Source organism: Shewanella polaris (assembly GCF_006385555.1).
Taxonomy (GTDB): domain Bacteria; phylum Pseudomonadota; class Gammaproteobacteria; order Enterobacterales; family Shewanellaceae; genus Shewanella; species Shewanella polaris.
The window spans coordinates 1603816-1617611 of sequence record NZ_CP041036.1; the positions used below are offsets into that span (position 1 = coordinate 1603816).

At 39.5% G+C, this 13796-nt stretch carries 11 protein-coding genes; 3 read left to right on the forward strand and 8 right to left on the reverse strand.

The features are described from left to right. Window positions 1–516: 516 nt before the first annotated feature. Window positions 517–2619, reverse strand: a complete 2103-nt coding sequence (locus tag FH971_RS07090; RefSeq protein WP_140233829.1) for a TonB-dependent siderophore receptor — start codon at window positions 2617–2619, stop codon at window positions 517–519. A 259-nt stretch (window positions 2620–2878) separates the two neighbouring features. On the opposite strand from FH971_RS07090, the gene FH971_RS07095 reads away from it, so the two are divergent. Both FH971_RS07095 and FH971_RS07100 read left to right on the forward strand, forming a co-directional pair. After that, the gene (locus tag FH971_RS07095) at window positions 2879–4051 is read left to right on the forward strand and encodes a PepSY-associated TM helix domain-containing protein (RefSeq protein WP_140233830.1); all 1173 of its coding nucleotides are present in this window, start codon (window positions 2879–2881) and stop codon (window positions 4049–4051) included. After that, a complete protein-coding gene (locus FH971_RS07100) occupies window positions 4051–4527 on the forward strand; it encodes a hypothetical protein (RefSeq protein ID WP_140233831.1) in 477 nt (158 codons plus the stop codon). Before FH971_RS07095 ends, FH971_RS07100 begins: the two co-directional genes overlap by 1 nt. Window positions 4528–4610: 83 nt before the next feature. Here the strand turns inward: FH971_RS07100 and FH971_RS07105 are convergent, their stop codons facing one another. The 4 genes from FH971_RS07105 to dmeF all read right to left on the reverse strand — a co-directional run bounded on the left by FH971_RS07105 (window position 4611) and on the right by dmeF (window position 7015). Continuing rightward, complete coding sequence (locus FH971_RS07105; protein ID WP_420853479.1) at window positions 4611–4937, reverse strand: YkgJ family cysteine cluster protein; 327 nt, start codon at window positions 4935–4937, stop codon at window positions 4611–4613. Window positions 4938–5086: 149 nt separating this feature from the next. Beyond that, complete coding sequence (locus tag FH971_RS07110; RefSeq protein ID WP_140233832.1) at window positions 5087–5521, reverse strand: excinuclease; 435 nt, start codon at window positions 5519–5521, stop codon at window positions 5087–5089. A 118-nt stretch (window positions 5522–5639) separates the two neighbouring features. Continuing rightward, a complete protein-coding gene (locus FH971_RS07115) occupies window positions 5640–6047 on the reverse strand; it encodes a MarR family winged helix-turn-helix transcriptional regulator (protein WP_137221498.1) in 408 nt (135 codons plus the stop codon). Between the two features lie 8 nt (window positions 6048–6055). Next, complete coding sequence (gene dmeF / locus FH971_RS07120) at window positions 6056–7015, reverse strand: CDF family Co(II)/Ni(II) efflux transporter DmeF (protein ID WP_140233833.1); 960 nt, start codon at window positions 7013–7015, stop codon at window positions 6056–6058. 411 nt (window positions 7016–7426) lie between these two features. Between dmeF and FH971_RS20625 the strand changes: the two genes are divergently transcribed. After that, window positions 7427–8974 (forward strand): methyl-accepting chemotaxis protein, encoded by a 1548-nt coding sequence (locus tag FH971_RS20625; protein WP_140233834.1) that lies wholly within the window; start codon window positions 7427–7429, stop codon window positions 8972–8974. A 344-nt stretch (window positions 8975–9318) separates the two neighbouring features. Here FH971_RS20625 and FH971_RS07130 read toward each other — a convergent pair whose 3' ends face one another. From FH971_RS07130 to FH971_RS07140, 3 genes are all read right to left on the reverse strand, one after another. Further along, window positions 9319–10050, reverse strand: coding sequence for a hypothetical protein (locus FH971_RS07130; RefSeq protein WP_140233835.1), 732 nt, complete (start codon window positions 10048–10050; stop codon window positions 9319–9321). A gap of 100 nt (window positions 10051–10150) precedes the next feature. Continuing rightward, the gene (locus FH971_RS07135; RefSeq protein ID WP_167496083.1) at window positions 10151–12061 is read right to left on the reverse strand and encodes an alkaline phosphatase; all 1911 of its coding nucleotides are present in this window, start codon (window positions 12059–12061) and stop codon (window positions 10151–10153) included. Between the two features lie 19 nt (window positions 12062–12080). After that, the gene (locus FH971_RS07140) at window positions 12081–13685 is read right to left on the reverse strand and encodes an alkaline phosphatase (RefSeq protein WP_140233837.1); all 1605 of its coding nucleotides are present in this window, start codon (window positions 13683–13685) and stop codon (window positions 12081–12083) included. Window positions 13686–13796: the final 111 nt, after the last annotated feature.

The following is a 13796-nucleotide window of genomic DNA, read 5'->3' on the forward strand; positions in this document are numbered from 1 at the left end:
ATCGGATTATATTAGCCCTAAATAAGTAACGCTTATGATAAAGACCCATAGCCATGCAGTGCAAGTAAGAGTTAATAATATTTCAACTATTTAGGCTTATTATCGAATGTAGTTCAATTAAATAACCTTAACGAGAGAATAAACAGTTATCACATCTCCATTACCTCCCGAAGCGATTGTATTAATTGGCAATGTCATAAGCGTTAGCGGCTTTGTCTTGGTTAGTCACATCAGTTCTAAGCTGGCATAACATGCTTGGATAAGTTTGTTGGCGATGGGTTGTATTTGTACACTGTCGTTTTGTTGTCGACAATCTCAGCGTTATCTTTTCTGCATCAGCCGTAAAAGATAAAAACCTCTTCTTATTTTCATAAAAAGAGGTTTTTTCAATCAATAATGTCAGCTATCGTGGTTAACCACATTGATTACAACAATTCAGTTATAAGCGCATTAACCTAGAATTCTTAAGCTTATGGCATCAATTTTAGTTTCTGCGGTATAGCATTTTTATATCACTTAGAAGCGATAAGTTAAGTTTACTGAACCGTTCACTGGAGCACCGTAATAACCGATAGTGGCCAAGCTGTTAATGTACTTTTCGTCGGTGAGGTTATTAATGTTCGCTCTCAGGTTTAGGTCGTCAGAAATATTCCAACTTGCAAAAGCATTAACCACTAAATAAGCATCTTGCTCTACATTATAATCAACATTTTTGGTTTTCGACTGCCATCTGCCGCCCAATCCAACGCTTAATTCTGGTAATTGTGGGATGGTATAATCCATCGAAAAGTTAACAACGTTTCGGGCTGCCCATTCATTTGCTTCAGCGCCGTTTTCATCTTCTACATCAAGCAGCGTATAAGCTAATACTGCATTGAGGTTGTCTGTTATGTGTCCTGTTACTTCAACTTCAAAGCCTTTGGATTCGACATTTGCACCTTCATAATAATAATTTCCGTTAGCATTGAGCCCTGCATAGCTTGCAAGGTTATTTTGCTCAGCGCTAAATAGTGCAAAGGTAGCCATTAAGTCATTATCAAGCCATAAGGTTTTAAGTCCTAGCTCGTAATTGACACCTTTAGTAGGGGCTAAAAAATATCCATCGTAATCATATTGTTCTTGGGGTTGGTAAATGTCTGAATAACTGAAATAGGTATTTATATCTTCTGTGATGCTATAAACCACACCTGCATAAGGACTAAATTCACTTTCATCGTTGTCAATATCAACGCCGCTATTCACACCCTCGCGGGTATATTTTATTGCATTAAAGCCAGCGACCACGAATAGGTCGTCATTAACGTTAATCTTAGTCGAACCATAAGCGCGTAGTAAGCTAACATCTATGTCAGAGTATTCAACTTTATCACCCCATTCAGGTTCAGGGATTGCATTGAGATCATAAGGGAAGGCTGGCGTCGGCCCAAATGCCGCAGTAGTTGCATAATCAAATGGGTATTGGTACATGTATTTTTTACTTTGAGAACCGCTTAATCCCAAAGTCATCTCGTGATCGTTACCAAACAAGCTGTAATGACCTATCGTAGTAATATCTAAAATATCTGCAGAAAAGTCAGTGTCATAGCGACCAGGCCAACCACTTAAGCCTAAGCCCGTGTCTTTATCAATGGTTCCAGAAGCATAAAATAACTTATTTTCACCTTCCAAACCTTGATGGTTATAGGCAACTTTAAGATCCCAATCGTTAGGCAGTATGTAAGTATACTCAACAAACGCGGTTGTATTGATTGTGTCCCACATGGTCCACTCTTGCGTTGTGGTTGCGCTAGTATCCCATTCTGCTTGTGTTCCGTCAGTATAGTTAAATACTAATCCTCCCCAAGTGTTGCCATCAGTGTTTGCATCTTGGTAAGAAAAGCCGAATGCTAGTGTTGAGTTATCTGTTAATTGACCATCAACGATAGCGTAAAGATAGCCACGATCATTTTCTAGACCATCTAGGTATGACTCTTTGTCTTCAGCTACCGCAACAACTCTAGCAGCCCAGCTGCCACTTTCTGTCAACAGGGCAGAGTAATCAGCTTGTACGCGCTTAAAGTTATCTGAACCGTATGAAACGCCTACTTCACCTTCATTTTCATTAGTTGGGCGTTTTCGTACATAATTAATGGTACCTGCGGAATTACCTATTCCGGTTAGTAGTCCGTTTGCTCCACGGATAACTTCAATTTTTTCATAGCCATAAGCTTCCATTGCACCCGTAACAATCCCCCAATCATTAGGCAAACCGACGCCATCAATTTGGGTGCTTTTAATTTCAAAACCGCGAGAAGTGTATTGTGTTCGGTTGGTTTCCCATTCTTCAACATTAATACCAGTTGCAAGGCGAAGAACGTCATTAAGGTTATTGGCACCAAAATTAGTTATCTGTTCGTTTGTGACCACACTGATTGACTGAGGTGTTTCATCAATCTCCATAGTTAAGCCGGTAGCGCCTTGGCTAACTCGCTTATAACGAACACCCAATATTTGAATTTTTTCGATATTTTGATCATTGTTATCAGCATTTTGTTGTTCGGCTGCAAGGGCGAAGGGCTGCACTAAAAAGCCCATAGCCAAAACTAATGATGAAAGTGCAAAGATGTGTTGAGGTTTCATATTTTGCCTTATCTGTGTCTTTTTTAACGATGAATAATATTAGCGACGAGCCATAACGCTTGTAAGTTGCCAATAGTATTGGTAATGATTCTCATTAGCAATTGTGAGCGGCGCAATATTGATGAAAATGCGAAGATAACCGCAAAATTTACAATTGATAATAATTATCACTCAATAGTTATTGAGATTAGTTATCAATCGTATTAGCATGTGCGAGATATTCATCTCTATAAAGACAATGGACAAATTTGGAAAACTGATGGCAAAACTTAGTAATCGATTTTGGTTTAAGCTTCATGGCTGGTTTTCATTACCCGTATGGATAATTTTTTGTTTTGTGTGCCTAACAGGGACCATTTCAGTGATAAGTCACGAATTAACCTGGCTCACTAATCCTGAATCTCGTGCTAGTAATCCGCAACATTTGGCTGAAAAATCGATGTCAGAACTCGTTGACATTGTTCAGCAAGCGCACCCCACAGCAAGTATTACAACAGTGATGAGCTTTGAGTCTTATCTGGTCAATGCCGTTATTTTTAATGATAAAGATGTCCCGTTTGCGATTGCTTACGTCAACCAATACACAGGAAAAATTCAAGAAATTAATCTTGGCATGACTTTCACTAACTTTATGCGTTCCTTGCATGGTTGGTTGTTGTTTCCTTGGCATAGTAACTACAGCGTTGGTTATTATATTGTCTGTTGTATGGCCATTGTCATGCTGGGGGCGTTTATATCTGGGTTGGTTATTTATAAAAAGTTTTGGCGCGCTTTTACTCAGCCTAAATTACGTGTCACTCAAGGTAAAAAAACACTGCTTGCTGATTTACATCGTTTAGCTGGTGTGTGGTCTATGTGGTTTTTAATGTTAATGAGCATTACTGGGTTGTGGTATTTGGCTCAAGCTATTATGTGGCACAATCACATAGACTTAGACCCCCATGCTCCCTTAATTGAAGCAAGCCAAGTGCCTACATCATTAAATGGTGTTCCCGTTAGGCCGTATACATTATCTAATGCGCTACAAGTGGCTGAAGAAAAGTTTCCTGACTTTAAAAGTACCTACATTATGCTTCCTGAGCACCAGCGAGATACATACAAAGTGTATGGTCAAGGTGATCATATTTTCTATGACCAATACGCTTATGGCGTGACGGTTAACCCATGGAGCGGCAATATTGAAAGTGAAAGATCGCCGGCGAAAATGACGACGTTGCAAACGCTATCGCATATTGCTGACCCGTTACATTACGGCACAATAGGGGGGTTATGGACTAAAGTTATTTGGTTTATTTTCGGGATTTTTCTAACAGGTATGTCTATAACAGGATTTTTAATGTGGGGAAGTAGAACCGTAAAAGCTGCTAGAACTGACCTAGACGATACGTCGACAATTTATAACCCACCGCTAGTCGAGCAGGAAGGTAACTAATGGCCCGCATTCAAAACAATATTTGGAATCGTTACAAGTATAAAATAAATGGCTTGATGCTAGTGCTAATTTGTTATTTTTTATATCAGTCACTATTTCCACAATTTCCTGACGCACTACCTACTCAAGAGCTTGGTGCGTTTGAAATAACACCAATACCGTATAATTTAGAGCCACCATATCTTCATGATGGTACCTATACGAAAGACTTTTTATTATTGTTTAGCAAAGGGCAGGTTAATGCTATTCGCCAAGCATATTTAACTATCGGCACTGAGCCCTTGCCATTGGAAACACTAGAATTGGGTGATGCAGGCATCTTACATGGCAGCCAACATGGACAAGAAGTTCATGCTATTGCACCAGAAGCCTTTAGCGCGGAGCACAAAATTTGGTTAACCATTGAAAATTGGCAAGAGCAGCAACAAGTCATTAGCTGGCCGCTGCCTGAAACATTTTATTCGTCATCAAACTAAACGATTGTAGTCTTTGGCGTATTGGGGGGTTATTGAGCGGTTTGTCGATGTTAAGACGATTATCGTAACAATCACTCCCATGGCTAAATGCCAAAGGCTTCGCGTTCAGAGACACATTCGTATTCGGCCATTTCAAATTCACGGCAAATCAACGGTCTAAGTTCGTAAATCGAACACATCATAGTATCTCTGTCTAGCGCAGCACACCAACCATCATCAAGACGGCGCATCACTTCTCCGCCCCAATTATCTTTGGCTATATACACTTTAGGCACACCTGTTTCGGTTATTAACATCACTTCTAAGCGGCAACAACATGCTTGGCAATTTGAACAAGTCACTGCCACTGGTGGCTCTACAGAGTTTATCGTTGCGGGAGTCGATGATTTATCAGACGACTCAGGAAACATGGTAATGATATTGGTGGGCATTTGAGGGCTGCTGTTGAACATTTGGGCTAAGGATACCGTAATTTAGCGGTGTTGACGTTATCTTAGTGCAAATAATCATGAGATTGGAACAAGCCAAGCAAACTCAATGAGCGCTTGGCAATTGAAAATTATAACATAACCACTTTACCGGTTAATGCAACGCCAGCAACAAAGGTACCTGCACCACATCGGAAAGTGTCATTACTGCTAGTCAGATTATTTTTATAATTTGATTTGATTTCAACGACCGCGTTGCCACCTTCTTTAACCGCTCGTTCTTTTAGCGCGATCATTGCCGATAAAAATACCCAGTGACAGGCTTCGATATCAGATTTATTCAAAGCATTGGTCTTTTTGTTAGAACTAAACTCACCCATAATTTTAACGGGTTCAGAATAAGCTTGATCACCAAAATAGAAGGTTACGTTGCTGCCGAGTTTATTTTTTGCATGTTCTGTACTCAGTGCATCTGCTACCGAATAACTGGCGACATCGTCGCGGGCATAAGAAACCGAAGGTGCAATAGCGAGTGCCAGTGATAATGCGATGATTTTGTTTTTCATACTGAGTAACATCCTTTTAATTTATCTTGTTTAAACGGTAAAAATCCATTCTTTGCAGCAAAATAACATTAACTCACTGATTTTACACCTATCAATAATAGTTTTTTCTAAATTTAAATCAAAATTCTCGGTTCATTTTGTCAAAACATTGGGTTAATACATCAATTGAACTTTGGTCTAGGTGGCGAGTAATGTCTTCTGTCAGTTGTATATGCATGCGATTATGGTGTGTATGAAGCTCAGTCCCTTCGCTTGTTAATCCAACTAATATTGAACGCCTATCTTCTTCATGTGGAGAGCGGGTAATTAAGCCAAACTTAACCAGCTTTTCTACCTGAACGGTTAATGTTCCAGTGGTAATTCCAAGTCTGTCAGCTAACTCTTTCATTCTCATCGGCCCATGAGAACCTAGCACCTCTATAGTGTGCACTTGTGCTAGTGAATATCCCGTATCTTTAACGACAGACTGCTCCCAAGAAGACAGTTTGTCGTAAAACTCGATGATTAAGTTATTCAAAGAATGCATAAAGGGCCTCAGCAGTAATTCACTTCGATAGTTAAGTGACTTAGCTTATCAAACTTAGTCAGAGAGTGTTTAATTGATTCGACATTTGCATCTGTTGTTGTGCACACAGCTATTGCAGCAGAATAATGATCAGCGCTAATTTTCCAGATATGGATATCAGTAACTTTTGTTTGTTCATTTTCAATCGTTTTAATTATTTCTGATTGATATTTTTTGTCGATGTTTTCATCTAAAAGAATAGGACTTGTCTGCTTCATTAAACCAAATGCCCATTTGGTAATAATTACCGCACCCACGACACCCATAATTGGATCTAACCAATACCATCCAAGAAATTTTCCGACTAACAGTGCACAAATGGCTAAAACCGAAGTTAATGCATCTGCTAGCACGTGGAAGTAAGCCGCCTTGAGATTATGATCATGACCACTATGATGGTCATGATTATGATGCTCCTCATGGTCATCGTGATCATGGTGTTCATGTTCATGGCTATGGTGATCACTGTGGTCGTGATGTTCATGACCAAGTATAAACATACTGGCGATGTTTACGATTAGCCCGATAATAGCAACTAGAATGGATTGATTAAATTGGATCTCGATGGGTGATAATAAACGATGTACTGATTCTGCTAACATGATGATTGCGACAATACCCAATGCTATTGCACTTGTATATCCACCGAGGACCCCAACTTTACCCACGCCAAAAGAGAATTTGTCACTAGCCGCATACTTTTTTGCATAACTATAAGTGAATAGTGTGATACAAAAAGCAGCTGCATGAGTCCCCATATGCCAACCATCAGCGAGTAAGGCCATAGAACCATAAATAGTACCAGCTATAACTTCTATGGCCATAGTGATAACGGTTATCACAAGTACATACCAGGTACGTCTTACATTTTGCTCATTAACTGATGTGAAATTGTGTTGATGAATATATTTTTGGGCAATATTTTTCATAATAATTTAGTTTGATTATCAAGTAATATGGAATTTATACTATTTGAAAATCAAAGTAAATGCTTGTAATCAATCTTTACTCAATATCCTAAAGAAGTGAATACCGGTTTTAGCCGCTTAATTAGAGTGGACTGACTTCAATTTTTTTGAGTGTTTCAGAGCGTATTGATAATACTTGTAATGTGAAGAATGAATTTAAAGAGTAAACGTTAACTTATTTCTCTCCTAAAGAGTGTTTTGCATATGGGGAAGATATGCGGAAAAGGCTATGTGAGCTTTTAACCATAGCTAAATAACTAGGCAACAACTAAATCAGATATTCTGAGATAATTGTTCAAGATTAGACCAAAGTAGATAGCATACAATGATATAGAGAGTGCTAACCTGAATAAAAAAAGGATTGGATTATTCATGTTAAATAAAATGAGTTTGATTAATGGGTTAGTGATATTTGCAATCGCACTGTTGCTGAGCTATTTAACCCTACCTAATTGGTTATTTGCATTTTTCATCGCTGTCGCTTCAGTTGTCACATTACGGTTTACCCAATACCAAGAAATAAACACAGAAGCCCTGGATGTACCTAAACAAAATGAACAAGATGCTAATGCTATCAGTAACTCAGCTACACGGATTGCAATTGGCGGAGCAGAAGTGTCGTTTTTTATCGAAAACTTGGCACATGCAATGGGGTTGCAAGTTCAGCATGTTCGAGAAATATCAGAGCGAGCGGGTAATTTAGAGCAAGGCGCTCAACAACTTCTAGGTCAATCATCCAAAGTACGCATATTGGTTGAGGAGGCAAACACGCAAGCGTCGAGTTATGCTAGCGAAATTAAACAAGTCGATGAACAACAAAGTAGCCTGTCTACTGAAATTGAATCAACTGCAGGGTTATTAATAGAACTCAAAAATAAAGCAAACGCTATTAGCAGTATCACCGATACCATTAACAAATTATCTGATCAAACAAATCTGTTGGCACTCAATGCCGCTATTGAAGCTGCTAGAGCAGGTGAGCAAGGTAGAGGATTCGCAGTGGTTGCCGATGAGGTTCGTAATCTGGCACATAAAACGGCCGAAGCAACGCAAGGTATCGAGTTATTACTGACAGAAATAGGCGAAAATAGCATTCACTCTGTTGAAGCCATGCAACGAGTCAGTGATATGGGCGGAAAACTTTCTAAGCGCATGAATGAGATTTATATTCTCACTAAAGCAAGCCAAGAGAGCATGGCCAGTGCAGCAAGCGAAATGCTACAAATGGATCAAACGGTAGGTTTTACCGTTGAAAACACTAATGGTATAGGTGCAAATATTGAAGGCATTGGCGCTTCTATACTCAAAGTTGATACCGATTTGATTGAAGCTTCAGATAGAGTGCTTGAGCTAAGTGGCTTTGCTGAACAGATATTTCGTCATCTGCAACATTTTGAATTATCGGATAAACATTCAGTTATTGCTAATGTCGCACTTAATGCCGCTGCCGAGATTGGAACTGTTTTTGAAAAGGCCATTATCAATGGCTCGCTAACACAAGCACAATTATTTGACTCAAATTACCAACCGATTCCAAAAACTGATCCTCAAAAATTCACTACCGGTTTTGACCGTTTTACAGACTCCAATTTACCGAGTATTCAAGAAGCTATTCTAAAAAATCATTCTGATATCATCTACGCGGGAGCTGTTGATGTAAGAGGGTATTTCCCTACTCATAACCTTAAATTTACCAAAGCTTTAACCGGAGATCGCGAACAAGATCTTGCTGGTAATCGCACCAAACGTATTTTTGATGATCCAACTGGTAAACGATGTGGTAGTAATACCGAAAGCTTTTTATTGCAAACTTATAAGCGCGATACCGGTGAAGTAATGCATGACCTTTCGGCGCCTATATACGTTAACGGTAAGCATTGGGGCGGATTTAGAATTGGTTATAAGGCTGAAGAACAATAAAATATACGTCTATCTATCTGGATCATGTTTATCACCTAGTGCGTATTCAATCAAAGAATAATTGATATGTGATGACCTTGTTTTTCTACTTTTATCAATTGTTATAATCGCTTAGTGCTTAGTGCTTAGTGCTTAGTGCTTAGGTTAAAAGTAGTGTTAATCGCAAAATTTACTCATAACAGAAAACCCCATTCACACCGACCTCAATAATAACTCAAATTTATCCTTTTTCACTTTGGTATGAAAAAGGATATGACAGATTTACAAACTCAAGACGACGTTCTCTGCATTTGCGATATAAGTGTAGAGTGTCGATAAATCTCACTCATCACTTCAGTACGCTGTTAATGCTGATGTGCTGACGATAATGAATTTCCTTCGCTATCATAAAATCCTGATGCACTGTGTTCTATAAAACCTAAGTTGATCATTTTTCTAAAAAATGGGTCAGATTCATTATCGCCAATATCAGCAAAGTCGGTCGATTGGTATGCAGAGAATGTATCTAACTGTTGTTGAATCATTTTGTTGTCGTAAGTCATTTCGGATAACTGCCAATTTATGGCTTTATCTGCAGGTCCACTTTTATCTGACAATATAGTACTAATGCGTTGTACTAATTTTTTTGCAGGAAACCACCATATATCAACCGTTTTTGTATTTGTTTGTTGTTGATAATGTTCTAGTTTATCGCAACCTTGTCCAGTCGTCTCAATGAGTGTTGACTGCTGTTGAAATAATGGGTGCAGTAATTGAGCATGATATTGCCATGCTTGATTAGATATCGTTTTGGTTGCTTCATATTCAATGGCACGTTTGTCATCAATAAAGTATGAGGTTTTTTTCATGTGATTATGTGGCAGTGTTGTCCACTGTGTTGCTACTTCGTGATTGCTGATATGAAATACAGAGTTTTGGGCTCTTAATAAAACCAATTGGTTTTGTTTGTTTGGTGCTAAGTCATTAGTCGTTGGTTCAATATTATATGTCGCCATAAGGGTTGTTGATTGGCAAATGTCACTTGCTGATGCAAATAACGGGAAAATGATAGCGGTTATTAATAATAGAGTTTTCATGTGTTTTGTCTTTTTGGCTGATTAAGTATCAAGATTGAGGTTAAAAGTTAAAGAATAGGGGCGAACCCCTATTCTTTATTGATGACTTATTTAGCGGTATTTATTCGGCTGCACCAGAAAGGTTGCCAGCGTAATCCATTACATGGAATATTAAGCTTTGCTCATTTGTCCCTGTAATTAAGTGAGCGCCAGGTCCTACTGCAAAAACACCAACGTCTTCACCCGCATGCGTTTCACTGCCTAATGGTACTAATGACTCTTGGTGGAAACCCGCTGTAGATGTATCAACATCGGTTAAGTCAACACGGCCGGTTACCGCAGCCGCTGCATAACTTGCATCGGCATCAGTTTCGGTCCCTAAATCTCTAAAGCCAAGGCCGTTAGTGTAACCTACCGTTGTATAAGGCATGTCGTCTGAGGCTAAACTTGGGTCGGTCGCACCAATACCAACCACTTTACCTAATATTGGGTTACCACGTTTAGGGTAGCCAGCAATGGTAAATACATGGCTGTGATCTGCAGTAACAATAATTAAGGTGTCTTCTTCGCTTGTTGCATCAACTGCGACTTGTACAGCTTTAGCAAGCTCGATGGCATCATTTAGTGCATTGTATGCATTTCCGGCATGGTGAGCATGGTCAATACGACCAGATTCTACCGTTAAGAAGAAACCTTTGTCGTTATTATCAAGCACCTTAATGGCAGTGGCTGTCATTTCTGACAAGCTAGGTTCACCAGCAATATCATTTTCACGGTCAGCTTCATATTGCATGTGTGATTCGTTAAATAAACCAAATATGCGTGGTGTAGCCTCAGTGTCTATAGCATTAAATGAAGCTTGGTCAACGACATAAACACCTGTTGCGTATTGAGCTTGCCATTCTGCAGTTAGGTCACGGCCATCAGTACGGTCACCTTCAATGGTACTGACTGCATCATTGCTGTTATAGGCAACATCTTTAGGTAAAAAGTGACGACGGCCACCACCCATCACAACTTCAATGCCATCAACATCTACACCGGCATATCTAGCTTCTAAGTTGGCTTCAAAATTAACTAACTGTAATGCAATATCTTCACAATCGGCACGTTCAGGGTTGTTGGCAATATCCATATCTGAGATGTCTTCCCAGTTACGTTCTGCTGACTTTGCATAAGTCGCAGCAGGTGTCGCGTGAGTAATGCGTGCGGTTGAGATTACACCCGTTGATTTTCCTGCAATCTCAGCTAACTCTAGTGCAGTAATCATTTCAATGCCTTTAGTACTAGCACAGTTGCCTCTAACCACATTTTCGTCAACACCTAACACGCCTGAATCTGTTTTAACTCCCGACATCATGGCTGTCATTGTTCCAGCAGAATCAGGCGTTTGTGCATCAACGTTGTAAGTTTTTGCTAAACCAGAAAATGGGAATTTATCAAAGCTTAATTGGTTTTCTTCACCCTGCATGCCTTTATTTTGGCCATCTAAAATACGTGCTGCGGTTACAGTTGAAACACCCATACCGTCACCAACAAATAAAATCACATTTTTAGCTGAGCCTTTAAGTGCGGTTATTTCTTCCGTGCTAGATACTTTTGCAATCGATACCTTGGCATTGTTTGCTAATTGGCTATCTATTTTGTTCCAAATATCGTCTGCCGTTTCTATTTCGGCAGCGCCTTGTCTAAACCATGAATTATTCAAACTGGTTAATAGTTCGGTATCATTTACTGTGGTCGCAGCAGGTGAACATACATATTGAGTTGCTGTTATTTCAGACGCATCTAAAACAGTATCAGCATTTGTATCTATACCTGTGTCAATTTGCATACCGCCATTGATACAATTTTCATTGCCTACTGATAAAAGTGTTTGTGTGATTAATGTGTTGGTTCCGTTAGTACCATTAGTACCATTAGTACCATTAGTACCGTTTACTCCATCTGTACCATTGTCACCGTCGTCGCCACAAGCTGATAATGCACAAACCAAAGAAACTGTTATTGTTGATAGTATAAATTTATTCATCATAAAAACCTTATAGGGTCTATTGACCAACTAAACCAAGAGCACGATTAATTAAATGGAATACAACACTTTGTTCAACAGTACCTTGAACTAATTGCGCTCCTGGACCAGATGTATGAATAGCAACATCTTCTCCTGCGTGAGTTTCGCTACTTAATGGAACAGTAACTTCTTGGTGATAGCCTGATGTAGTGGTATCGATCGCAGTGATGTCTTGACGGCCTGCGATGGCTTCAGAAGCATAAGATGCATCGCCATCTGTTTCAGTGCCTAAGTCTCTGAAACCAAGTCCATTGCTGTAACCTAATGTGGTGTAAGGATTACCATCTGAATCTTCGCTAGGGTCAGTAGCACCAATACCAACGACTTTACCCAAAATAGGGTTACCACGTTTTGGATAACCAGCAATCGTAAACACATGGCTGTGATCGGCGGTGACAATGATTAGCGTTTCTTCATCATTTGTTGCATCTAATGCAGCTTGAACTGCATTTGAAAACTCAATCGCATCATTTAGTGCTGTGCTTGCGCTACCAGCATGATGACCATGGTCAATTCGTCCTGATTCAACTGTTAAAAAGTAACCTTTTGGATTGTTATCAAGTATTTTAATGGCCTTTTCTGTCATTTGAGAAAGGCTTGGTTCGCCAGCAATATCATTGGCTCGGTCGGCTTCGTATTGCATATGAGATTCATTGAATAAAGCAAAAACACGTTCAGAGGTTTCTGTGTCAATGGCATCAAATCCAGTTTGGTCAATAACGTATTGGCCATTTGGATACATAGCACTCCATTCTGCGGTCAAATCACGACCATCTGTACGGTCGCCTTCAATATCGCTTACAGCATCGGCACTATTAAATGTGGCATCTTTAGGTAAAAAATGACGACGTCCGCCGCCCATAACAACATCAATGCCGTCTACATCAACTCCGGTGTAACGTTGTTCTAGATTTTTTTCAAAGTTAACCAGTTGTGATGCAATATCTTCACAATCTGCACGTTCAGCATTATTTTCAATATCCATGTCTGAGATATCTTCCCAGTTACGGTCTGCTGATTTTGCATATGTGGCGGCTGGCGTTGCATGAGTAATACGTGCAGTTGATAACACGCCTGTCGACAAGCCTTTTATTTCGGCTAACTCTAAGGCTGTTACCACTTCGTTGCCTTTGACTGAGGCACAAGTACCACGAACAACGTCTTCATCAACACCTAGAACACCGGCATCTGATTTTAAGCCGCTCATCATGGCTGTCATGGTGCCAGCAGAGTCTGGTGTTTGTGCATCTACATTGTAAGTTTTAACCAGTGCTGAATAAGGAAATGTTTCAAAGCTTAAGTAACCTTCTTCACCAGAATTACCGGCTAATTGTCCTTGTAAAATTCGAGCTGCGGTAAGTGTAGAAATACCCATACCATCGCCAACAAACAAGATGACATTTTTTGCTCTTGTTGATCTTGATTGTTGTAATTTTTCAGTGATGGTTGTTTGGCCGTCTTTATACCAAGCATTATTGAGTTGTGTGTCAGTCGTTGTCGCTGCGGTTGCAGCTCCTGCGTATGTTGCCGAAGACAATATACTAGCAATAACCACTGATAAGCCTTGTTTGAGCATATTCATATTACCCTATGTTGTAGTTAAGTTATTTTAGAACGTGGCTATAACTTAGAGGGTTTTAATGAACATTAAGTAACACTACCATTACAATTTATTGACAAATGGGTTTCAGTT